General features: G+C 73.2%; 21 protein-coding genes and 1 tRNA gene. 20 read left to right on the top strand and 2 right to left on the bottom strand.

Translation table 11 applies throughout. The features are described from left to right. The first annotated feature begins 77 nt into the window (after positions 1-77). The 7 genes from ACZ4YY_RS26870 (at position 78) to ACZ4YY_RS26840 (ending at position 8425) form a co-directional block, all read left to right on the top strand. A complete protein-coding gene (locus ACZ4YY_RS26870) occupies positions 78-1265 on the top strand; it encodes a uroporphyrinogen-III synthase (protein WP_468295327.1) in 1188 nt (395 codons plus the stop codon). Between the two features lie 131 nt (positions 1266-1396). Next, positions 1397-1993 (top strand): CGNR zinc finger domain-containing protein, encoded by a 597-nt coding sequence (locus ACZ4YY_RS26865; RefSeq protein WP_468295324.1) that lies wholly within the window; start codon positions 1397-1399, stop codon positions 1991-1993. 339 nt (positions 1994-2332) lie between these two features. Continuing rightward, positions 2333-2854 (top strand): sigma-70 family RNA polymerase sigma factor, encoded by a 522-nt coding sequence (locus ACZ4YY_RS26860; RefSeq protein ID WP_010039908.1) that lies wholly within the window; start codon positions 2333-2335, stop codon positions 2852-2854. Between the two features lie 50 nt (positions 2855-2904). Next, on the top strand, positions 2905-3681 hold the full coding sequence (locus ACZ4YY_RS26855; protein WP_468295320.1) for an anti-sigma factor family protein: 777 nt from the start codon (positions 2905-2907) through the stop codon (positions 3679-3681). 74 nt (positions 3682-3755) lie between these two features. Further along, positions 3756-6122, top strand: a complete 2367-nt coding sequence (locus ACZ4YY_RS26850; RefSeq protein WP_468295315.1) for a HelD family protein — start codon at positions 3756-3758, stop codon at positions 6120-6122. Positions 6123-6432: 310 nt separating this feature from the next. Continuing rightward, entirely contained in the window at positions 6433-7851 is a 1419-nt protein-coding gene (locus tag ACZ4YY_RS26845; RefSeq protein ID WP_468295312.1) for an NAD-dependent malic enzyme, read from the top strand. Between the two features lie 292 nt (positions 7852-8143). After that, the gene (locus ACZ4YY_RS26840; protein WP_004000874.1) at positions 8144-8425 is read left to right on the top strand and encodes an HU family DNA-binding protein; all 282 of its coding nucleotides are present in this window, start codon (positions 8144-8146) and stop codon (positions 8423-8425) included. A 169-nt stretch (positions 8426-8594) separates the two neighbouring features. Here ACZ4YY_RS26840 and murA read toward each other — a convergent pair whose 3' ends face one another. Then, positions 8595-9941 (bottom strand): UDP-N-acetylglucosamine 1-carboxyvinyltransferase, encoded by a 1347-nt coding sequence (gene murA, locus ACZ4YY_RS26835; protein WP_468295305.1) that lies wholly within the window; start codon positions 9939-9941, stop codon positions 8595-8597. A gap of 252 nt (positions 9942-10193) precedes the next feature. On the opposite strand from murA, the gene ACZ4YY_RS26830 reads away from it, so the two are divergent. From ACZ4YY_RS26830 to ACZ4YY_RS26775, 12 genes are all read left to right on the top strand, one after another. After that, positions 10194-10769, top strand: coding sequence for a YqgE/AlgH family protein (locus ACZ4YY_RS26830; RefSeq protein WP_468295300.1), 576 nt, complete (start codon positions 10194-10196; stop codon positions 10767-10769). A 29-nt stretch (positions 10770-10798) separates the two neighbouring features. Next, complete coding sequence (locus tag ACZ4YY_RS26825) at positions 10799-11080, top strand: DUF3039 domain-containing protein (RefSeq protein ID WP_397964895.1); 282 nt, start codon at positions 10799-10801, stop codon at positions 11078-11080. Positions 11081-11298: 218 nt separating this feature from the next. Further along, positions 11299-11583, top strand: a complete 285-nt coding sequence (locus ACZ4YY_RS26820; RefSeq protein WP_468295295.1) for a hypothetical protein — start codon at positions 11299-11301, stop codon at positions 11581-11583. A 202-nt stretch (positions 11584-11785) separates the two neighbouring features. Further along, positions 11786-12034 carry a hypothetical protein gene (locus tag ACZ4YY_RS26815; RefSeq protein WP_468295292.1) on the top strand — a complete coding sequence of 83 codons (249 nt, stop codon included), beginning with the start codon at positions 11786-11788 and terminating at the stop codon, positions 12032-12034. A gap of 193 nt (positions 12035-12227) precedes the next feature. Continuing rightward, entirely contained in the window at positions 12228-13865 is a 1638-nt protein-coding gene (locus ACZ4YY_RS26810; RefSeq protein ID WP_468295289.1) for a beta-N-acetylhexosaminidase, read from the top strand. Positions 13866-14174: 309 nt separating this feature from the next. Further along, positions 14175-15068 carry an FAD binding domain-containing protein gene (locus tag ACZ4YY_RS26805; protein WP_468295283.1) on the top strand — a complete coding sequence of 298 codons (894 nt, stop codon included), beginning with the start codon at positions 14175-14177 and terminating at the stop codon, positions 15066-15068. Further along, positions 15065-16783 carry a (2Fe-2S)-binding protein gene (locus ACZ4YY_RS26800; protein WP_468295279.1) on the top strand — a complete coding sequence of 573 codons (1719 nt, stop codon included), beginning with the start codon at positions 15065-15067 and terminating at the stop codon, positions 16781-16783. The genes ACZ4YY_RS26805 and ACZ4YY_RS26800 overlap by 4 nt, the downstream gene beginning before the upstream one ends. Next, positions 16780-19089 carry a xanthine dehydrogenase family protein molybdopterin-binding subunit gene (locus tag ACZ4YY_RS26795; RefSeq protein WP_468295274.1) on the top strand — a complete coding sequence of 770 codons (2310 nt, stop codon included), beginning with the start codon at positions 16780-16782 and terminating at the stop codon, positions 19087-19089. The genes ACZ4YY_RS26800 and ACZ4YY_RS26795 overlap by 4 nt, the downstream gene beginning before the upstream one ends. After that, positions 19086-19214 (top strand): hypothetical protein, encoded by a 129-nt coding sequence (locus ACZ4YY_RS26790; protein ID WP_468295270.1) that lies wholly within the window; start codon positions 19086-19088, stop codon positions 19212-19214. The genes ACZ4YY_RS26795 and ACZ4YY_RS26790 overlap by 4 nt, the downstream gene beginning before the upstream one ends. After that, positions 19211-19741: an AAA family ATPase gene (locus ACZ4YY_RS26785; protein WP_468295266.1), complete on the top strand. Its 531-nt coding sequence runs from the start codon at positions 19211-19213 to the stop codon at positions 19739-19741. Before ACZ4YY_RS26790 ends, ACZ4YY_RS26785 begins: the two co-directional genes overlap by 4 nt. A 99-nt stretch (positions 19742-19840) precedes the next feature. Beyond that, a complete protein-coding gene (locus tag ACZ4YY_RS26780; protein ID WP_468295261.1) occupies positions 19841-21022 on the top strand; it encodes an SUKH-4 family immunity protein in 1182 nt (393 codons plus the stop codon). 202 nt (positions 21023-21224) lie between these two features. Beyond that, positions 21225-21374 carry a hypothetical protein gene (locus ACZ4YY_RS26775; protein WP_468295258.1) on the top strand — a complete coding sequence of 50 codons (150 nt, stop codon included), beginning with the start codon at positions 21225-21227 and terminating at the stop codon, positions 21372-21374. Positions 21375-21458: 84 nt separating this feature from the next. Here ACZ4YY_RS26775 and ACZ4YY_RS26770 read toward each other — a convergent pair. Then, positions 21459-21530, bottom strand: a tRNA-Cys gene (locus ACZ4YY_RS26770). Between the two features lie 207 nt (positions 21531-21737). On the opposite strand from ACZ4YY_RS26770, the gene ACZ4YY_RS26765 reads away from it, so the two are divergent. Further along, positions 21738-23183 (top strand): MFS transporter, encoded by a 1446-nt coding sequence (locus tag ACZ4YY_RS26765; RefSeq protein WP_468295256.1) that lies wholly within the window; start codon positions 21738-21740, stop codon positions 23181-23183. Positions 23184-23191 lie beyond the last annotated feature (8 nt).

The raw sequence follows: 23191 nt of genomic DNA, 5'->3' as shown, positions 1-23191 counted from the left end.
GTCGAACCGAGCCTGTCACGAGCCGTTGACAGGCTCGGTCGGCATGTAGGTGGGACGACTCGAGCGGGACGAGAGTTATGTACGAGCGACAGCAGCGACCGGACCGGGGACCGCAGGCCCGGGACGGCGAACAGCACGGGCCCCTCGCCGGGTTCACCGTCGGCGTGACCGCGGCGCGACGGGCCGACGAGCTCGGAGCGTTGCTCCAGCGGCGCGGGGCGGCGGTGCTGCACGCGCCCGCCCTGCGCATCGTGCCCCTCGCCGACGACGGCGAGCTCCTCGCCGCCACCAAGGACCTCCTCGACCAGGCGCCGGACGTCGTCGTGGCCACCACCGCCATCGGCTTCCGGGGCTGGGTGGAGGCCGCCGACGGCTGGGGGCTCGGCGAGCAGCTCCTCGCCCGGCTGCGCGACGTCGAACTCCTCGCGCGCGGCCCCAAGGTCAAGGGCGCCATCCGCGCCGCCGGGCTGACCGAGGAGTGGTCGCCGTCCAGCGAGTCCATGGCCGAGGTGCTCGACCGGCTCCTCGAGGAGGGCGTCGACGGGCGGCGCGTCGCCGTCCAGTTGCACGGTGAGCCGCTGCCCGGGTTCGTGGAGGCGCTGCGGGCCGCGGGAGCGGAGGTCGTCGGGGTGCCCGTCTACCGGTGGATGCCGCCGGAGGACGTCACGCCCCTCGACCGGCTCCTCGACGCCGCCGTCGCGCGCGGCCTGGACGCCGTCACCTTCACCAGCGCGCCGGCCGCCGCCTCGCTGCTGTCGCGCGCGGAGGAGCGCGGGCTGCTGTCCGAGCTGATCGCCGCGCTCCACCACGACGTGCTGCCGGCCTGTGTGGGGCCGGTCACCGCGCTGCCGTTGCAGGCGCGGGGCATCGACACCGTCCAGCCGGAACGCTTCCGGCTCGGCCCGCTGGTGCAGTTGCTGTGCCAGGAGCTGCCGGCGCGGGCGCGCTCCCTGCCGGTCGCCGGGCACCGGGTGGAGATCCGCGGGCACGCGGTGCTGGTCGACAGCGAGCTGAAGCCCGTACCACCGGCCGGGATGTCGCTGCTGCGGGCCCTGTCGCGGCGGCCGGGCTGGGTCGTGCCGCGCGCCGACCTGCTGCGGGCGCTGCCGGGGGCGGGGCGCGACGAGCACGCCGTGGAGACGGCGATGGCCCGGCTGCGGACCGCGCTCGGTGTGCCGAAGCTGATCCAGACGGTGGTGAAGCGGGGGTACCGGCTGGCGCTGGATCCGGCGGCGGACGAGAAGTACGCCGACGCGCAGGAGTAGCTGACGGCCCGTAGGGGCCGCGGCGGGGGTGGACGGGCTGATTCCGGCACCCGGGGTTCCGGTGGCGCCCCGGGCCGGGCACTGTGGGAGGGAAGGCTTCCCGGAGGAACGCCCAAGGCGGTGACAGGCACATGGCACTGGATACGGCCACGGCCCCCTACGACCTGCGGTTCGACGCCGGACGCATCTGCCTGGACCTGCTCTCCACCAGCCATCCCCGCGAACGGCTCGACGCCCTCGCCCCGTTGTGCGCCTGGATCACCGGCTCCGGGCTGGTCCCGCCGGGCACGCCGCTGACCCACGCCGACCCGTCCTGGCCGGCCGCCTTCCGGGAACTGCGCGCGAGCGTCGGGGCGTTGGTGCACGGCCGGCTGGCCCGCGACACCGCGCCGCCCCACGAGCACGCCCTGGCCCGCGTCAACGACGTCGCCCGCGCCGCGCCCCCGGCCCCCCGCGCCGTACGCCGGGAGGACGGCAGCCTGGTGCGGGAGTTGGACGGGCCGCCGCAGTGCGCCGCGCTGCTCGCCGCGATCGCCCGGGACGCGGTGGATCTGCTCACCGATCCGGTGGCGCGGGCAGGCCTGCGCCAGTGCGCGGGGGACAACTGCCCCATCGTGTACGTCGACACCTCCCGGGGACACAGAAGGCGCTGGTGCTCCAGTGAGATCTGCGGGAACCGGGAACGGGTCGCTCGGCACCGCCGACGGGCGGCTCTCGCGCGTGCCTGAGGGGGCCGGCCCCCAACTGCCCTGTCCGCTATGCGGTGTTCGTGCCCGCGCCGTCGACGTGATTTCCATTACACGCCGTTTACCTTCACAGGAGGGTGGGCAGCGCCCGCCGCCTTGGCGCTGTGGTGAATATGTAAAGAAAGAGGGGCGGGAATGTGCCCCCATGTCCCCCTCGTCACGACACCCGGGAGAAAACTGTCGCCTCACTTTGAACACGCAACACACTGCCTGCGTACGGGTGGTGGAGCGACCGACTGGGGGAACCCCCGGACACCGGAGGTGGGCGTGCGCAAGGATGCGGCCGTGGCCAATGAACGTGGAACGAGGGCCCGACATCGCATGTCCCAGCCCTCGGAACCTGATGAGGAGCTGATGCGTGCTCTGTATCGGGAGCATGCCGGACCCCTCCTTGCTTATGTCCTGCGACTGGTTGCCGGCGACCGGCAGCGTGCCGAGGACGTCGTGCAAGAGACACTCATCCGTGCCTGGAAGAACGCCGGCCAGCTCAATCGAGCGACCGGATCGGTACGCCCCTGGCTGGTGACGGTCGCGCGCCGCATCGTCATCGACGGCCACCGCAGCCGGCAGGCCCGGCCGCAGGAGGTCGACCCGTCGCCGCTGGAGGTCATCCCCGCGGAGGACGAGATCGACAAGGCACTGTGGTTGATGACGCTGTCCGATGCGCTCGACGACCTGACCCCGGCCCACCGGGAGGTGCTCGTCGAGACGTACTTCAAGGGGCGTACGGTCAACGAGGCGGCCGAGACCCTGGGCATACCCAGCGGCACCGTTCGCTCACGGGTGTTCTACGCCCTGCGGTCGATGAAGCTGGCTCTGGAGGAGCGGGGGGTGACGGCGTGATGAGCATGTACGGGGGGTTCGGAACGGGTGGTTCGGGTATGTCTGGGCCCATGCAGGGATCTGTGCAGGGATCTCCCAGCCCGAGCGAGCACGAGACCGTGGGCGCCTACGCCCTCGGCATCCTCGACGACGCCGAGGCGACCGCCTTCGAGGCACACCTCGCCGGCTGCGAGTGGTGCGCCCAGCAGCTCGACGAGCTCGCCGGGATGGAGCCGATGCTGGCCGCGCTCGCGGACCTGCCGGGCTCCGGGACCCCCGCCATCGGCGAGTCCCTGTCCGCCAAGCCCAGCCCGCGCATCGTGGACCGGCTCGTCGACGAGGTGTCCGAGCGCCGCACCGCCAAGAAGCGCCGCTCCTTCTTCATGCTCGCCGCGGCGGCCGCTCTGATCGTCAGCGGCCCGCTGGCCGTCCTGGCCGCGACCGGCGGCGACAGCGGCGGCGACACACCCCGCACGCTCGCCGCGAGCTCGGCCCAGGCCGTCTTCGATGCCCTGCCCACCAAGATCTCCGGCACCGACCCGGCCACCCAGGTCTCCGGCACCGTCGCCCTCCAGCAGAAGGCCTGGGGCACCGAGGCCGTCATCGAGCTGAAGAACGTCAAGGGCCCGCTGAAGTGCTCGTTCATCGCCGTCGGCAAGAACGGCGAGCGCGAGACGCTGTCGTCCTGGTCGGTACCGGACTGGGGCTACGGCATCCCCGGCGCCACGGCCGACAAGGGCAAGCTGCCCCTCTACGTCCAGGGCGGCGCGGCCTTCACCCCCGACCAGATCGACCACTTCGAGGTCATGACCTTCGACGGCAAGAAGCTCGTCGAGATCGACGCGTAGGGGCCCGCCCCTCGCCTCCACCGGCCCCCTTCGCGTACGGTTGACGGCTGCCCAGCACGTCAGAAGGGGGCCCGGTGGCCGCTCAGGCTCAACAGGAAACCGCGGTTCACGACCTCGCACAGGACTCTGTGCGGGAGCGCGAGATCAGCGTCGAACAGGTACACCTGGACCGGGTGTACCGCCGCCTCGAGGAGAAGATCCACGAGGCGGAGTTCCTCATGAACGACGCGGCCCGGCGCGGCCAGGTCGGCACGCCCGGCGCCCTCGCCGAGCGCGACGCCCAGGTCTTCCGGGCGGGCGTCCACCTCAATCGGCTCAACAACGAGTTCGAGGACTTCCTCTTCGGCCGGATCGACCTGCTGCTCGGCAAGGACGGCAAGAAGGGACCCGACGGCGCCTACACCGCCGTCGAGCCGGCCGAGGGCTCGGTACGCCCCGACAACACGGCCGACATCGCCGAGACCCTGCACATCGGCCGCATCGGCGTCCTCGACGAGGACTACGCCCCCCTGGTCATCGACTGGCGGGCCCCGGCCGCGGCCCCGTTCTACCGCTCCACCCCGGTCGACCCCGGCCGGGTCGTGCGCCGCCGCGTCATCCGCTCCAAGGGACGTCGCGTGCTCGGCGTCGAGGACGACCTCATGCGCCCGGAGCTGAAGGCCTTCCTCGACGGCGACGAACTGCCCGTCATCGGCGACGGCGCCCTCATGGCCGCCCTCGGCCAGGCCCGCAGCCACACCATGCGCGACATCGTCGCCTCCATCCAGGCCGAGCAGGACCTGGTCATCCGCGCCCCCGCCGCCTCCGTCACGTACGTCGAGGGCGGCCCCGGCACCGGCAAGACGGCCGTCGCCCTGCACCGGGCCGCCTACCTCCTCTACCAGGACCGGCGCCGCTACGCGGGCGGCATCCTGATCGTCTCGCCCACCCCGCTGCTCGTGGCCTACACCGAGGGCGTCCTGCCCTCCCTCGGCGAGGAGGGCCAGGTCGCCATCCGCGCCATCGGCTCCCTGGTCGACGGTGTCGAGGCCACCCTGTACGACTCGCCGGCCGTGGCCCGGGCGAAGGGGTCGTACCGCATGCTCAAGGTCCTGCGGAAGGCGGCGCGCGGGGCGCTGGAACTCGGCCGCGGCGCGCCGGCGACCGGACAGCTCGCCCTCGACGACGCCGACCCGGCGCCGCGGACCCCCGCCGGCCCTCCCACCCGGCTGCGGGTCGTCGCCTTCGGACGGCGGCTGGAGCTGGAGGCCGAGGACCTGGAGCGGGTGCGGCGCACCGCGCTCGGCGGGACCGCGCCGGTCAACCTGCTGCGCCCGCGAGCCCGCAAGCTGCTGCTGGACGCCCTGTGGGAGCGGTCCGGGGCGGCCGGCCGGCACACCGACCCCGAGCTCGCCGCCGAGCTGCGCTCCTCCTTCGACGAGGACGTGACGAGCGAGGACTCCTTCGTCGAGTTCCTCGACGCCTGGTGGCCGGAGCTGACCCCGGCCGCCGTGCTCGCCGCCATGGCGGACGAACGGCGGCTCGGCCGGTGGGCCCGGCGGATCCTCAACCCCGGCGAGATCCGCCGGGTGGCCCGCTCCCTGCGGCGCGACGGCCGCTCCGTGCACGACGTCGCGATGCTCGACGAGCTCCAGGCGATCCTCGGCGCCCCCGCCCGCCCGAGGAGGAGACGCGAGCTCGACCCGCTCGACCAGCTCACCGGCCTGGAGGAGCTGATGCCGGTGCGAGAGGAGTCGCAGCGGGAGCGGGCCGAGCGTCTCGCGCAGGAGCGCACCGAGTACGCGCACGTCATCGTCGACGAGGCCCAGGACCTCACCCCCATGCAGTGGCGCATGGTCGGCCGCCGCGGCCGGCACGCCACCTGGACGGTCGTCGGCGACCCCGCCCAGTCCTCCTGGTCCGACCCGGACGAGGCCGCCCAGGCGCGGGACGAGGCGCTCGGCACCCGCCCGCGCCGCCGGTTCCAGCTCACGGTCAACTACCGCAACCCGGCCGAGATCGCCGAGCTCGCGGCGAAGGTGCTGGCCCTGGCCATGCCCGGCGCCGAGTCCCCGACCGCGGTCCGCTCCACCGGCGTCGTCCCCCGCTTCACCGCCGTCACGGGCTCGCTCGCCGCGACCGTGCGCGCGCAGGCCGAACGGCTGCTGGAGCGGGTCGACGGCACCGTCGGCGTCGTCGTCGCGATGAACCGCCGCGAGGAGGCCCGCCGCTGGCTGGCCGGCCTCGGCGACCGGGTCGTGGCCCTCGGCAGCCTGGAGGCCAAGGGCCTGGAGTACGACGCGACGGTGGTCGTGTCGCCCGCGGAGATCGCCGACGAGTCGCCGGCCGGACTGCGGGTGTTGTACGTGGCCCTCACCCGGGCGACCCAGCAGCTCACGGTCGTCTCGGGCGAGCGCGACCAGCCCGATCCGGCCGGGGTGCCGGATCTGCTCAGGGACTGATTCCCGTGAACTGTCCCGACGGGAATGGTCCGAGCGGATCCGTTTGTTAGCCTGGGTGTGACACCGGCTCGATCCAAGCCCCCGGGCCCAACCTTCGTCGCTACGAGCGACCACTTGCCGCGAGGCGAGCATGGCGGGTCGGTGTCATAAACGTCGGGAAGCGGCCCGCGTCACCAGGTGACGCGGGCCGCTTTCTTGTGAGTGTGGCGAACAAAACGTTCGCAATCCCCGGCCGGCTATCGCCTACTCGGCGGTAGGTGCGACGATCGGACGGCACAGCTCAGCGACGTGAAAGCAGAGGAAGTCGGCCATGGCAACGGCGCCCAGCGTCTCCTACTCGATGACGATCCGGCTGGAGGTGCCCGCGAGCGGAACCGCCGTCTCGCAGCTCACCACCGCCGTGGAGTCCTCCGGAGGCTCGGTGACCGGCCTCGACGTCACCGCGTCCGGACACGAGAAGCTCCGGATAGACGTCACCATCGCGGCCACCTCGACGGCGCACGCCGACGAGATCGTCGAACAGCTCCGCGGCATCGAGGGCGTCACGCTCGGCAAGGTCTCCGACCGTACGTTCCTCATGCACCTCGGCGGCAAGATCGAGATGGCGTCGAAGCACCCCATCCGCAACCGCGACGACCTGTCCATGGTCTACACGCCGGGCGTCGCCCGCGTCTGCATGGCGATCGCCGAGAACCCCGAGGACGCCCGCCGCCTCACCATCAAGCGCAACTCCGTTGCGGTCGTGACGGACGGCTCCGCCGTGCTCGGCCTGGGCAACATCGGCCCCAAGGCCGCGCTGCCGGTCATGGAGGGCAAGGCGGCCCTGTTCAAGCGGTTCGCCGGCATCGACGCCTGGCCGATCTGCCTGGACACCCAGGACACCGACGCGATCGTCGAGATCGTCAAGGCGATCGCCCCCGGCTTCGCCGGCATCAACCTGGAGGACATCTCCGCCCCCCGCTGCTTCGAGATCGAGGCCCGGCTGCGCGAGGCCCTCGACATCCCTGTCTTCCACGACGACCAGCACGGCACCGCCATCGTGGTGCTCGCCGCCCTCACCAACGCCCTGCGCGTGGCGGGCAAGGCGATCGAGAACATCCGCGTCGTCATGTCCGGCGCCGGCGCGGCCGGTACGGCCATCCTCAAGCTGCTGATCGCCGCCGGCGTGAAGAACGCCGTCGTCGCCGACATCCACGGCGTCGTCCACGCCGGCCGCGAGGACCTGGTGGACGCCGCCCAGGGCTCGGCGCTGCGCTGGATCGCCGACAACACCAACCCCGAGAACCTCACCGGCACCCTGAAGGAGGCCGTGCGCGGCGCCGACGTCTTCATCGGCGTCTCCGCCCCCAACGTCCTCGACGGCACCGACGTGGCCGCCATGGCCGACGACGCGATCGTGTTCGCGCTCGCGAACCCGGACCCCGAGGTGGACCCGGCAATCGCCCGTCAGACGGCGGCTGTTGTGGCCACGGGCCGCTCCGACTTCCCGAACCAGATCAACAACGTGCTGGTCTTCCCGGGTGTCTTCCGTGGCCTGCTGGACGCCCAGTCGCGTACGGTGAACACCGAGATGATGCTCGCGGCCGCGAAGGCCCTCGCCGACGTGGTGACCGAGGACGAGCTCAACCCCAACTACATCATCCCGAGCGTCTTCAACGACAAGGTCGCGGGCGCGGTGGCCGGAGCGGTCCGGGAGGCCGCCAAGGCGGCGGGCGCCACGGCGTCGTAGTCCCCCGCGGAAAGCGCCGCAGGGTCTGTGAGGATCGCCACGGCGGCCCCCGCACCGGCGCGTCGTGGAACCCCACCTCCCGGGCGCCCCTCTAGGGTTGCGGCCGGGCGAGGCGCTTTCGTGTGACTCCCAAGGGTGTTCTCACGACTCCTGCGGGTGCCGGATTGGCTTTCCCGCCGCAGGTGGGGGCAGGATGCGTCCCTGGGCGCGAGCGCATCGGCTTCGCTGTGCCACATGTGCGGCCTGGCCGTACGGCACGCCCCAACGGCAAGAAGAACACGGGAGTAAGAACATGAACCGCAGTGAGCTGGTGGCCGCGCTGGCCGACCGCGCCGAGGTGACCCGCAAGGACGCCGACGCCGTCCTGGCCGCGTTCGCCGAGGTCGTCGGCGACATCGTCTCCAAGGGCGACGAGAAGGTCACCATCCCCGGCTTCCTGACCTTCGAGCGCACCCACCGTGCCGCTCGCACCGCGCGCAACCCGCAGACCGGCGACCCGATCCAGATCCCGGCCGGCTACAGCGTGAAGGTCTCCGCGGGCTCGAAGCTCAAGGAAGCGGCCAAGGGCAAGTAACGCTCCGCCGAGAGGGCTGTGGGCGACTGCGGGCCGGCTGTGGCGGGCCGCGCCCACGCGGCGGAGCCGCAGATCGACACAGTCCCGCGCCCCTTCGGGAGGCGCCGCACGTACGCCGATGGGGCGGCCACCCGGATCCGGGTGGCCGCCCCATCGGCGTACCCGATGACTATCCGAGCGCCTTGCCCGGCAGTTCCACCTTCGCGCCCAGCTCCACGAGCTTCTCCATGAAGTTCTCGTAGCCGCGGTTGATCAGCTCGATGCCGTGGACGCGGGACGTGCCCTGGGCCGCGAGTGCGGCGATCAGGTAGGAGAAGCCGCCGCGCAGGTCGGGGATGACGAGGTCGGCGCCCTGGAGCTTGGTGGGGCCGGAGACGACCGCGGAGTGCAGGAAGTTGCGCTGCCCGAAGCGGCAGTCGGAGCCGCCGAGGCACTCGCGGTAGAGCTGGATGTGGGCGCCCATCTGGTTGAGCGCGGAGGTGAAGCCCAGGCGGGACTCGTAGACCGTCTCGTGGACGATGGACAGACCCGTGGCCTGGGTGAGGGCCACCACCAGCGGCTGCTGCCAGTCGGTCTGGAAGCCGGGGTGGACGTCCGTCTCCAGGGCGATGGACTTCAACTGGCCGCCCGGGTGCCAGAAGCGGATGCCCTCGTCGTCGATCGCGAAGGCGCCGCCGACCTTCCGGTAGGTGTTCAGGAACGTCATCATGGACCGCTGCTGGGCGCCGCGGACGTAGATGTCGCCCTCGGTCGCCAGCGCCGCCGACGCCCAGGACGCGGCCTCCAGACGATCCGGGAGGGCCGCGTGGTTGTACCCGCCGAGCGTGTCCACACCGGTGACGCGGATCGTGCGGTCGGTGTCCATCGCGATGATGGCGCCCATCTTCTGCAGGACGCAGATCAGGTCCTCGATCTCGGGCTCCACCGCGGCGTTGGACAGCACGGTGACGCCCTCCGCCAGGACGGCCGTCAGCAGCACCTGCTCGGTCGCGCCGACGGACGGGTACGGCAGCCGGATCTTCGTGCCGCGCAGCCGCTGCGGGGCCTCCAGGTACTGGCCGTCCGCCCGCTTCTCGATCTTCGCGCCGAACTGGCGCAGCACGTCGAAGTGGAAGTCGATGGGCCGGCCGCCGATGTCGCAGCCGCCGAGGCCGGGGATGAAGGCGTGCCCGAGGCGGTGCAGCAGCGGCCCGCAGAACAGGATCGGGATCCGGCTGGAGCCCGCGTGCGCGTCGATGTCGGCGACGTTCGCGCTCTCCACGTACGTCGGGTCGAGCACCAGTTCGCCGGGCTCCTCACCCGGACGGACCGTCACCCCGTGCAGTTGCAGCAGGCCGCGTACGACCCGCACGTCACGGATGTCCGGAACGTTGCGCAGCCGGCTCGGCTCACTGCCCAGCAGGGCGGCGACCATGGCCTTGGGGACGAGGTTCTTCGCACCGCGGACACGGATCTCGCCCTCCAGCGGGGTGCCGCCGTGGACAAGCAGTACGTCGTCAGAGCCGTTGACGGTCATGTATCTCGCGTTCCATGGGATGGGGAAGGGCCGGAGAGAGACAGAGTAATCGCCGTGCACCCCCGTCCCGTAAGCCCGAGGACCACCCAGGGACGTCATGGCTGTGTCACAACACGAACCGTTCCCCGTCGGGCACGTCGGGTCACCGCCGCCGCCGTGCGCTCGGCGCGCCCCCCTGCACCCTGAGCTGCATTCACCGGCTTGCCCGCATTGGCTCCCCATGCGGAGGGAAGATGCGGGATCATGTCTGGCATGACCGAGGTGTCCTCGCTCACAGGGCGGCTGCTCGTGGCAACCCCCGCCCTGGCGGACCCGAACTTCGACCGTGCGGTGGTGCTCCTTCTCGACCACGACGAGGAGGGCTCGCTCGGTGTCGTCCTCAACCGCCCGACGCCGGTGGGCGTGGGCGACATCCTGGAGGACTGGGCGGATCTCACCGGTGAACCGGGCGTCGTCTTCCAGGGCGGTCCGGTCTCCCTCGACTCGGCGCTCGGTGTCGCCGTGATCCCCGGCGGCTCCTCCGGGGTCGACGGGGCCCCGCTGGGCTGGCGGCGGGTGCACGGCGCGATCGGCCTGGTCGACCTGGAGGCTCCGCCGGAGCTGCTCGCCTCCGTGCTCGGCAGTCTGCGGATCTTCGCGGGATACGCCGGCTGGGGCCCCGGACAGCTCGAGGAGGAGTTGGTGGACGGCGCCTGGTACGTCGTCGAGTCCGAGCCCGGTGACGTGTCCTCGCCGTCCCCGGAGAGACTCTGGCGCGAGGTGCTGCGCCGGCAGCGCAACGAGCTGGCGATGGTGGCGACGTACCCGGACGACCCTTCGCTCAACTGATGTCCGCGCGCTTTCAGTACCCTGGGCCTATGAGCACTCTCGAGCCCGAGCGCGGCACCGGTACGGGGACCCTCGTAGAGCCGACGCCGCAGGTGTCGCACGGCGACGGTGACCACGAGCGCTTCGCGCACTATGTCCAGAAGGACAAGATCATGGCGAGCGCCCTCGACGGGACCCCCGTCGTGGCGCTGTGCGGCAAGGTGTGGGTGCCCGGCCGCGACCCGAAGAAGTACCCGGTGTGCCCGATGTGCAAGGAGATCTACGAATCCATGGGCTCGGGCGGGGACGACCAGGGCAAGGGCGACAAGTGACCGCCTGACCCGGTCCGGCCCCGGTTCCACGGCGTCCACGACGCGAAGGCCCTCAGGGCGCACTCCGGTGTGCCACGAGGGCCTTCGCGTCGTCGTGTCGCCGTCCGGCCGTCGCGCGGGGCGGGGCGCCGGTCACGACGGGGCGGGACCTCCCACGGGTGCGATCGCCCGGTCCCTGACCTCCGGGGGACCTCTGGGGCGTTGTGCAGGGCGAAATCTTGGTCGCGCATGCTGCAGCGTCTCCAGGGGGAGCGCTCCGTGCGTCCGTCCGCGCCGCCGCGCCGCCCACCCTCCCGGTCACCGCCGCCTGCGCCTCCCGGGTCCCCACCACCTCCCTCTCCGACGGGGAGGGGACCGACGACACCGGTCCCGCCGCCCGCAGGCCCGGCACCGTCGACGGCACGGTCCACGGCGCGCCCTTCTCCGTCGGCGCCCGCGCCCTGGACGACCGCACGGACGTCCTCGCCGGCTCCGGTCTCGAAGTGCCGACGAGTGCGGCCTAGTTGACCGCCGCCCGCGTCATCCGCCCCTCGGTCCGCCCTACCCGCTCCGGACGGAGCCCGGTGCCTTCGAGCCGCCCCGGGGGATCGAGTCCGGCCGGCCGCGACCGTGAACCTGTCGTCTTCCCTGGATTCCTTCCGGGGGCGCGTGTTCGGACGGCGGGAATTCGGCCGTGACTTGTTCGGCGGCGTTGTCGTCGCGGCCATGGCGGTGATCACCTCGGCGTTGATCGCCTTTCTCGCCGCGACCGCCGTCGCGCGATTCCGCTTCCGCTTCCGGACCACCTCGCTGATCATGTTCCCGGGGGTCCGGACGGTGCCCGTGGAAGCATGGACGAGCGCTCTGTTCGTCCTCGTACGGGACTTCGGTCGGCTGAACACGCCGGGTGTCCCGACCCTGTCCCGCGTCGCCTTTCCCGCCGCTGTTCGCGCGCGGGGCGCCGGGGCTTCGTGAAAGGCGTCCGGCGCGCACCGGAGGAGGTCGTGCACCCCGGCGGGGCGAGCGGCGCGCGATTCCTGTGGCCGACCCTTTTCCCGTTCCTCCTGCCCGGTCCCGCGGTCACCGGCGTCTTTTCGTGACGATTGCACTGCCGGGACTCCTCGTCCTCGGCGACGACCGGTATCCGGCCCCGGCGAAGTGGTGAAGGATGGCTGACATGGGCTTCGAGGACCTGATCCCCGCCCCCGCCGCCGGCTGGTGGGTGCCGCCGGTGCAGGGGCTGTTCCCGCTGGACGAGGAGACCGTGCTGCACGCCGAGCCCGGCACCGAGCGGGTGGCGCACTGGATGCGCGCCACGCTGGGCGCCGCGACCGGCCTGCCGTTCGAGCAGGGGCGCGAGGACAACGGCATCGTGCTGCGCGTCGACCCGGGGATGGCGGCGGAGGGGTACCGCATCGTCGTCGACGGCTACGCGATCCGCATCGACGGCGGAAGCGCGGCGGGCGTCTTCTGGGGCGCGCAGACCTTCCGTCAGCTGATGGGCCCCGCGGCTTACCGGCGGGCGCCGATCGACCCCGCGCGCCGTGCGTGGCACGTGCCGATGGTGGTGATCGAGGATTCCCCCCGTTTTGCCTGGCGCGGTCTCCTCCTCGATGTCGCACGGCACTTCATGCCCAAGGAAGGCGTCCTGCGCTACCTGGATCTGATGGCGGCGCACAAACTCAACGTGTTCCACTTTCATCTGACGGACGACCAGGGATGGCGCGTGGAGATCAAGAGGCACCCGCGGCTCACCGAGATCGGTTCCTGGCGCGCACGCACGAAATTCGGCCACCGCGCCTCGCCGTTCTGGGACGACAGGCCGCACGGCGGCTTCTACACGCAGGACGACATCCGGGAGATCGTCGCCTACGCCGCCGAGCGGCATATCGCCGTCGTCCCCGAAATCGACGTGCCGGGCCACTCGCAGGCCGCCATCGCCGCGTATCCGGAACTCGGAAACACCGACGTCATCGACACCACCGCCCTCTCCGTCCTGGACACCTGGGGGATCAATCCCAACGTACTCGCCCCCACCGACAACACCCTGCGCTTCTACGAGGGGGTGTTCGAGGAAGTGCTGGACCTGTTTCCGGGGGAGTTCATTCACGTCGGCGGCGACGAATGCCCCAAGGAGCAGTGGCGCCGCTCGCCCACCGCGCGGGCCCGAGTCGAGGAACTCGGACTGGCCGGCGAGGACGAGCTCCAGGCCTGGTTCATCGGGCACTTCGACACGTGGCTGACCGCGCGCGGGCGCCGGCTCATCGGCTGGGACGAGATCCTGGAGGGCGGCCTCGCGCCGGGCGCGGCCGTGTCGTCCTGGCGCGGCTACGAGGGCGGGATCACCGCCGCGCGCGCGGGCCACGACGTCGTCATGTGCCCCGAGCAGCACGTGTACCTGGACCACCGGCAGGACGGCGGCCCCGACGAGCCCGTGCCGATCGGCTACGTGCGCACCCTGGAGGACGTCTACCGGTTCGAACCCGTGCCGCCCGGGCTGACGCCGCGGGAGGCCGGGCACGTGCTGGGCGCTCAGGCCAACCTGTGGACCGAGGTGACGGAGGACCACGCGCGCGTGGACTACCAGGCCTTCCCCCGTCTCGCCGCCTTCGCCGAGGTCGCCTGGAGCGCGCTGCCCGCCCCGGCGGAGCGGGACTTCGCGGACTTCGAGCGGAGGATGGCCGTCCACTACGCCCGGCTCGACGCGCTGGGCGTGGCCTACCGGCCGCCGGCCGGCCCCCGGCCGTGGCAGAAGCGGCCCGGCGTGCCGGGCCGGCCGATCGACGGGGAGCCTCCCCGGCGGTGACCGGGAGGCGCGGTGACGGGGACGCGCGGTGACCGGGAGGCGCGGGAGGTGACCGGGGAGTCGGGGAGGTGACCGGGACCGTCACGGAAAAATCCCGGCGGGGTCACCGAAGAGTGGCAATTCGAGCACACCGGTGATGCCGTCCGAAATCGGACCATGTCCCTGGTGAGGTGGGCGAATGCCTCCTAGCGGACCCCCGCGTCCGGGCCTTGCGAAGATGTGCCAGAGTTGCCACGTCCGCCCTGTCAGCACGTACCGTACGGCAACACAGGTGGGACCAGGTGGGGCAGCGGGAAGGGGCAGCCGGTTTTGACCACGCACGCACCGCAGGCGGCGCAGGCCGTCACGCTGCCCACGACGCTGGACGAGGCGGTGGCGGCCCTCGCGGCCGTGCCCGCCGCCGTGCCCGTGGCCGGCGGCACCGACCTGATGGCCGCCGTCAACTCCGGGCAGCTGCGACCCACCGCCCTGGTCGGTCTCGGTCGGATCAGCGAGATCCGCGGCTGGCAGTACCAGGACGGTCACGCCCTGCTCGGCGCCGGACTCACGCACGCGCGCATGGGCCGCCCCGACTTCGCCGCCCTCATCCCCGCGCTCGCCGCCGCCGCCCGCGCCGCCGGACCGCCGCACATCCGCAACGCGGGCACCCTCGGCGGCAACATCGCCTCGGCCGCCCCCACCGGCGACGCGCTGCCGGTCCTGGCGGCCCTCGAGGCGACGCTGATCATCGCGGGCCCGGGCGGAGCCCGCCGGGAGATCCCCGTCTCGCACCTGCTGGCCGGCATGGAGATGCTGCGCGGCGGCGAACTCATCGGGTACGTGCGCGTGCCGCTGCTGCACGCCCCGCAGGTCTTCCTGAAGGCCACCGGCCGTACCGGCCCCGGGCGGTCCGTCGCGTCCGTCGCCCTCGTCCTCGACCCCGCACGACGCGGCGTCAGGTGCGCCGTCGGTGCCATAGCGCCCATGCCGCTCAGGCCCCTGGACGCCGAGCAGTGGGTCGCCCAGCTCATCGACTGGGACAACAGCCGGACGATCGTCCCCGAGGCCCTGCACGCCTTCGGCGAGTACGTGGCCGCCGCCTGCATCCCCGACCCGGTCCCGGCCGAGGACGGTTCCGTGCCACCGCTTCCGCCCGCCGTACTGCACCTGCGGCGCACCGTCGCCGCGCTGGCCCGACGAGCACTGGGGAGGGCGCTGTCGTGACCGACGACCAGCACGGACAGCACGACCAGCACGACCAGCAGGGGCGGCACGAGCAGGGCCCGCCCCAGGGCGGCGGCCGCTGGGACCCGCTGCCCCAGGGCGACTACGACGACGGCGCCACCGCCTTCGTGAAGCTTCCCGAGGGTGGCATCGACGCCCTCCTGGCCGGCGACACCCCGCTGGCCGCGCCCGGCCACGGGTACGTGCCGCCGCAGATAACGGCGACGCCGCCCGCCGCCGACCCGTCGGCGCCCGGCGCGTGGACGGCACCGGCCGGCGGCACCGAGTGGCCCGCTCCGGCCGACGGGACCTCGGGCGGCGACCGGTTCACGTACACCCCCGGCGCGACCGGCCAGTGGGTCTTCGAGGAGACCGCCCCGGAGTCCGCGCCGGCCCCCGGCCACGACGTGACCGGCCAGTGGTCGATCCCCGTCGCCGGCGGTGACCTCCCGGACGAGTCGGGCGAGTTCACGACGTCGGCCCTGGTCGAGCAGTGGGGCGGCACCCCGCCGGCGACCCTGCCGGGCGGCGCGGCCGCCCCCTGGGCGACGGGCCCGGCGAACCCGCCCGGCGACGGCTGGGAACAGCAGCGGGACACCGCCGGTCCGGCGGCCGGCGTCGGCGAGCCCGGACGGGCATCCGACCCGTCCTTCTTCGGACACGCCCCCGCCGACCGGGCCTACGAGCCCCTCCCGCCCGCCGGCGAGGGCGCTGAGGGCCCTGGGGGCGCCGAGGCCGTGTACGAGGCGGCGGAAGCCGCCCAGGAGGCCACGGAGGCCGCCCACGAGGCCGTCCGGGCCGTCCACGAGGCCGCCGACGCGGTGGACGCCGTCCACGTGCCGGGCGATGGGCCCCCGGCCGATCCGTCCGCGACCGATCCGTCCGCCGGCGCGCCCTCCGCCGGGCCGTCGGCCGGGACCGACGAAGCCTCGGCCGGGACCGACGAGGAGCCCGCCGAGCCGCGGGAGGCCGACGCCACGGCGTCCGACGACGTCACCGCGGCGTCCACGCGCGTGGACGCCGGGACCGAGGGCGACGCACCGCGGAGCGGGGAGCCCGCCCCGCCCTTCCACGACGAACACCCCCTCGCCTCCTACGTCCTGCGCGTCAACGGCTCCGACCGGCCCGTCACCGACGCCTGGATCGGCGAGTCCCTGCTGTACGTCCTGCGCGAGCGGCTCGGACTGGCCGGCGCCAAGGACGGCTGCTCCCAGGGCGAGTGCGGTGCCTGCAACGTCCAGGTCGACGGGCGCCTCGTCGCCTCCTGCCTGGTCCCGGCCGTCACCACCGCCGGCAGCGAGGTCCGCACGGTCGAGGGCCTGGCCGTCGACGGACAGCCCTCGGACGTGCAGCGGGCGCTCGCCGGGTGCGGCGCCGTGCAGTGCGGCTTCTGCGTGCCCGGCATGGCGATGACCGTGCACGACCTGCTGGAGGGCAACCCCGCCCCCACCGAACTCGAGGCCCGCCAGGCGCTGTGCGGCAACCTGTGCCGCTGCTCCGGCTACCGGGGCGTCCTGCAGGCCGTCCAGGACGTCGTCGCCGAGCGCGCGGCACACGCGGCCGGCGGCGCCGGGACGGACGGCGACGAGGCCCGCATCCCGCACCAGGCGGGCCCGGGCGCCGGAGGCGTCAACCCGTCGGCGTTCGAGAACCCGGCACAGCCGCACCCGCACGACCAGGCGTACGGACAGGCCCAGGACGGAGGCCAGGCGTGAGCAACGAAGCAGCCACCGTGACGACCCCCGCGGAGGCCGTCCCGGCCCCCGAGCCGATCCCGCACGGCCTCGGCGCCTCCCTGCCGCCCGCCGACGTCCGCGCCAAGACGGAGGGCACCTTCCCGTACGCGGCCGACCTGTGGGCCGAGGGACTGCTGTGGGCGGCCGTGCTGCGCTCCCCGCACGCGCACGCGCGCATCGTCTCCATCGACACCTCCCACGCGCGCGAGATGCCCGGCGTCCGGGCCGTCATCACCCACGAGGACGTGCCCGGAACCCCCGTGCACGGACGGGGCAGGGCCGACCGCCCGGTGTTCGCCTCGGAGGTCGTACGCCACCACGGCGAACCCATCGCGGCCGTCGCCGCCGACCACCCGGACACCGCGCGGATGGCCGCCGCGGCCGTCATCGTCGAGTACGAGGTGCTCGACCCGGTCGTCGACCCGGAGCTGGCCTTCGAGGCGGAGCCGCTGCACCCCGAGGGCAACCTGATCCGGCACATCCCGCTGCACCACGGCGACCCCGGGGCGTCCGGCGAGGTCGTCGTCGAGGGCCAGTACCGCATCGGGCGGGCCGACCCGGCGCCGATCGGCGCCGAGGCCGGCCTCGCCGTACCGCGCCCGGACGGCGGCGTGGAGCTGTACCTGGCCTCCACCGACCCGCACACCGACCGCGACACCGCCGCCGCCTGCTACGGCCTGTCACCCGAACGGGTGAAGATCGTCGTCACCGGGGTGCCCGGCGCCACCGCCGACCGCGAGGACCAGGGTTTCCAGCTCCCGCTCGGCCTGCTGGCGCTGAGGACCGGCTGCCCGGTGAAGCTCACGGCGACCCGCGAGGAGTCCTTCCTCGGCCACGTCCACCGCCACCCCACGCTGCTCAGATACCGCCACCACGCCGACGCCGAGGGCCGGCTGGTCAAGGTCGAGGCACAGATCCTGCTGGACGCCGGCGCCTACGCCGACACCTCCGCCGAAGCCCTCGCCGCCGCCGTCTCCTTCGCCTGCGGCCCCTACGTCGTCCCGAACGCCTTCATCGAGGGCTGGGCCGTCCGCACCAACAACCCGCCCTCCGGTCATGTCCGCGGCGAGGGCGCGATGCAGGTGTGCGCCGCGTACGAGGCGCAGATGGACAAGCTGGCGAAGAAACTGGGCGTCGACCCGGCGGAGCTGCGCCTGCGCAACGCGATGGCCACCGGGGACGTGCTGCCCACCGGCCAGACGGTGACCTGCCCGGCGCCGGTCGCCGAACTCCTCCAGGCGGTCCAGGAGTTCCCGCTGCCGCCGCTGCCGAAGGACGGCCCGGAGGAGGACTGGCTGCTGCCGGGCGGCCCCGAGGGCGCGGGCGAGCCGGGCGCGGTGCGCCGGGGCGTGGGCTACGGCCTGGGCATGGTGCACATGCTCGGCGCGGAGGGCGCCGACGAGGTGTCCACGGCCACCGTCAAGGTCCAGGACGGCGTCGCGACGGTCCTGTGCGCGGCCGTCGAGACCGGGCAGGGGTTCACGACCCTGGCCCGCCAGATCGTCCAGGAGACCCTCGGTGTCGACGAGGTGCACGTCGCGCCCGTCGACACCGACCAGCCGCCCGCCGGCGCCGGCTGCCGCGGCCGCCACACCTGGGTCTCGGGCGGCGCGGTGGAACGCGCGGCGAAGATGGTCCGCACCCAGCTGCTGCAGCCCCTGGCCCACAAGTTCGGCATGTCCACCGAACTGCTCCAGATCACCGACGGCAAAATCACCTCGTACGACGGCGTCCTGTCGACCACTGTCGCCGAGGAACTCATCGGCAAGGAGCTGTGGGCGACGGCGCAGTGCCGCCCGCACCCCACCGAGCCGCTGGACGCCTCCGGCCAGGGCGACGCCTTCGTGGGCCTGGCCTTCTGCGCGATCCGCGCGGTCGTCGACGTCGACATCGAGCTGGGCTCGGTGCGGGTGGTGGAGCTGGCGGTGGCCCAGGACGTGGGCCGCGTCCTCAACCCGGCGCAGCTGGCCGCCCGGATCGAGGCGGGCGTCACCCAGGGCGTGGGCATCGCCCTCACCGAGAACCTCCGCACCCCGCGCGGCCTGCTCCGCCACCCCGACCTCACCGGCTACGCCCTGCCCACCGCGCTGGACGCCCCCGACATCCGGATCGTCAAGCTGGTCGAGGAGCGGGACGTGGTCGCGCCCTTCGGCGCGAAGGCGGTCAGCGCGGTGCCGGTCGTGACCTCCCCGGCGGCGATCGCCTCCGCCGTCCGCGCCGCGACCGGCCGCCCGGTGAACCGGCTGCCGATAAGGCCGCAGGCGGCGGTGGTGACGGGCCAGTGAGCGCGCCGCAGCAGGAACCACGGCGGTACGAGCCCCCGCCGAGCGTGGGCAAGGTGCTGCTGTGGATCCTGCTGTTCCTGGCCGCGGCGGTCGTGGTGGTGCTGGGCGGCGTGTACCTGTCGTGAACGGCGTCGTGCTCGTCACGGGCGTGATGGCGTCGGGCGGGTCGACGGTGGCGCAGGCCTTGGCGGAGAGACTGCCGAGGGCCGCACACGTGCGGGGCGACGTCTTCCACCGGATGATCGTCTCGGGACGGCGGGAGTACCTCCCCGGCGCCGCTGACGAGACGGAGGAGCAGCTCCGCCTGCGGTACCGGCTGTCGGCGGCGACGGCGGCGGGCTTCACAGCGATCGTGCAGGACGTCGTCCTGGGCGCGCCCCTGACGGAGTACGTGAGGACGGTCTGCACCCGCCCCCTGTCCGTGGTGGTGCCGGCCCCGTCCGCGAAGACCGCAGCCGCGCGGGAGACCGCCCGGGCGAAGACGGGCTACAGCGCCGGGTGGATGGTCGCCGCCCTGGACACGGAGTCGCGCATCCGCACCCCGCGCCTCGGACCGTGGCTGGACACGACGGGGTCGACGGTGGAGGAGACGGCCGAGGTGATCCTGGCCGGAAGGCAACGCGCACGCGTCGTCCGACGTCTACCCGGGTGAGGGCCCGTTGTCAGTGGTGCCGCGTAGTGTTCGGGGAAGTGGGACGGCGGCGGGCGCGGGCCGCGGCCGGGACGGCACACTTCACGCACGGGGGAACCAATGGGCACGACCGGGACCGCCGCCGGCACACCGGTGATCACCTTCACCGAGGCCGAGCTGGATCCGTACGTCACGCACCCGCCCACGCGCCGCTGGCTGACCGGTCCCGGACTGCCGGGCGTCGGCGGGCTGCTGACGTTCGACGCCCTGCGCGTGGCCGGTCTGCGCACGGTCGCGGACTCCACCGGCGACCCCGAGAACCGTCTCCCGTCGGACCTGCGCGACCAGCTCGTCATCGGCGGGCTGACCGGCGTCGAGGGTCCGGAGACGGAGTCGGTGCTGCTCGACGGCGCCACGGGCGAGATCACCACGACGTGCTTCTTCCACGACCGCCCCGACCTGATGGACCGCCGCCCCCTGGCGCCCTCCCTCCAGACGCTGCTGAGCTTCGCCACGGCGGCCGACGAACTGGCGGCCCTGCGCGGCCAGTTCGCGGCCTACGTCGGCCGTTACGGCCCCGAGGCGGTCGCGGACGCGACGGCGCAGTTGCTGGCGTTGTACGAGGCGGGCGCGGACGGCGCGGTGCCGCCGTTCTGGCGGCTGGCCGCGGTCGTCCGCCCCCTCGCCCTGATCGCGGGCCCCGGTACCCGCTCCGGGCTGGCCCTCGACCTCCCGCCGCGCCTCCTGGACGACGAGTTCGGGCCCCGCGGCATCGTCCGCTTCGAGGACGTCGACTTCCCCATCGCCCTCACCCACGAGCCGACCCGCCGCTTCCTGCGCGAGGTGGGCCTGCCGGAGGAGTGCGTCTGGTTCTCCCTCGACACGGACGCCCCACTGCCGACCCTCGTCGAGCACCGCGCGGACGACCCGGACGCCGGACTCCCCGCCGACGCGGCCGTCCTGATCCGCCTCGGCCACCTCGTGGAGAACACGAGCCTGGTCGTCGACGGCACGACCGGCGCGGTCCTGACCTGGAGCGAGGAGGAGGCGGGACTGCGCCCCCTGAACGCCGACATCTCCACCCTCGCCGTCACCCTCTGGCTGATCCACCACGCCAGATCCCTGGACGCCGACCACGACCTCACCGAGGCCTACGACCAGTTGGCCGCCACCATGACCCGCACCCTCGCCGCCCTCGACCCCCTGTCCTGCGACCCGACCCCGACCCTCCCCGGCGACGACGGATGGCGGTACTGGCCGGGGGTGTTCGAGGACGAGGCCGGGGGCGGGTTGTACGCGTAGGCGACGCTCACGGCCCGGCTCGCTTCCTCCACGACCACCTGCGAGCCGGCCGCCCCGTGACGGGGTGCGGGTTCCCGTCCAACGGATCCCCGTTGTCTCCGCCCTGACACGTGCCGCCGTTCGCCGCCTCGGGGTCCTCGAGCTGTCGCCCCGTAACCGCAGGCTGGGCCCGGGCTGAACCAGCAACCCCGGTACCGATCTTGTGGAGAGTGAGACTTCGCCCCTGGGCAAATCCCTGCGCGAGCTCGAGGACCGCGCCCCGCCGATCTTCTGGCAGCGGCTGACGGATCCCGAGTTGCGGCAGACGGCGGCCAAGCAACACCCGGTCATCCAGCTCGTACCGGCGAACTGAGACGGGAACTGAGACGGACAGGCGGAAGGGCGGCGCCCTTCCAGGGGTGCCGCCCTCCTCGTTCCGCCCGGTCGCGCCAGGTAGAGGCCGTGGCGGGAATCGAACCCGCGTTACTCGCTTTGCAGGCGAGTCCCTCAACCACTCGGGCACACGGCCGTGTTGGGTCGTTCCGGGCTGTTCGACCGGTCCGAACCTGGTGAGTCGACCGTAGGGCGCCGGGGGAGTGGGGCTCAAGGGTGGCGGGCGGGGTGCAACGGGACTGCCATACGCCGTTCACGAACGGGGGCCTACGACCAAGGGACCAGGCCGGAGGCCGTCCTCCGACAGGGGTCAAAGTCCCCTGTGGGCCTTACTCTGGCGGGCATGGCCGCTCTCGAACCGCGCGACACCGGTGTCGCGGACCTCTCCGGGAAGATCACTCAGCCCTCCGACGAGACCGTCCTCGGGCGGACCTACAGGGCACTGAGCATCGGGATCGTCTCCGTCGTGCTGCTGATCGCCTTCGAGGCGACCGCCGTCGGGACGGCGATGCCGGTGGCGGCTCGGGAACTGGACGGGGTGGGGCTGTACGCCTTCGCGTTCTCCGGGTACTTCACGACCAGCCTGTTCGGCATGGTGCTGGCCGGCCAGTGGTCGGACCGGCGCGGCCCGCTCGGGGCGCTGAGCTGCGGGATGGCCGCGTTCGCCGCCGGGCTGCTGCTGTCCGGGACCGCCGGGACGATGTGGCTGTTCATCCTCGGGCGGGCCGTGCAGGGGCTCGGCGGAGGACTCGTCATCGTCGCCCTGTACGTCGTGGTCGGTCGGGCGTACCCGGAGCGGCTGCGGCCGGCGATCATGGCGGCGTTCGCGGCGAGCTGGGTCGTGCCGTCCGTCGTCGGGCCGCTCGCCTCGGGCGCGGTGACCGAGCACCTGGGGTGGCGGTGGGTGTTCGTCGGCATCCCGGTGCTGGTCGTGCTGCCGTTGGCGCTCGCGCTGCCGCAGATCCGGCGGCGGGCGGGCGGGCCGGTGGACACCGGCGCGGGGGCCGCCTCCTTCGACCGGCGCCGCATCCGGCTCGCCCTCGCGATCTCCCTGGGCGCCGGGCTGCTCCAGTACGGCGCCCAGGACCTGCGCCCGCTGTCGCTGCTGCCCGCCGCCGCGGGGGTCGCGCTGCTCGTGCCGGCCGTGCTCGGGCTGCTGCCGCGCGGCACCTACCGGGCGGCGCGGGGACTGCCGTCGGTCGTGCTGTTGCGCGGGGTCGCCGCGGGCTCCTTCATCGCCGCCGAGTCCTTCGTGCCGCTGATGCTCGTCACGCAGCGGGGCCTGAGCCCGACGCTCGCCGGGTTCTCGCTCGCCGCCGGTGGACTCACCTGGGCGCTGGGGTCCTGGGTGCAGTCCCGGCCGCGTGTGGAGCCGCACCGGGAGCGGCTGATGACCGCCGGGATGGTGCTGGTGGCGGCCGCGATCGCCCTCGCGCCCAGCGTGCTGATCGACTCCGTGCCCGTCTGGACGGTGGCCGTCGCCTGGGCCTTCGGGTGTTTCGGTATGGGGCTGGTGATCTCCTCCAGCAGTGTGCTGCTGCTCCAGCTGTCCGCCCCGCGGGAGGCCGGCACGAACTCCGCAGCCCTCCAGATCTCCGACGCGCTGTCCAACGTCCTGCTGCTGGCGGCGGGCGGCGCGGCCTTCGCCACCCTGGGCGGCGGCACCGTGACACACGCGGCGACGGAGGCCTCCGGCTCGCATCCGGCCGCATTCGCCGCCGTCTTCCTGCCGATGGCGGGGGTGGCGCTGGTGGGGGCGTGGGTGACGACCCGGCTGCGCGAGCGGTGACCCGCGCA

It is taken from the genome of Streptomyces sp. NPDC030143 (assembly GCF_055573695.1).
This window is presented reverse-complemented; position numbering and strand designations above follow the sequence as displayed.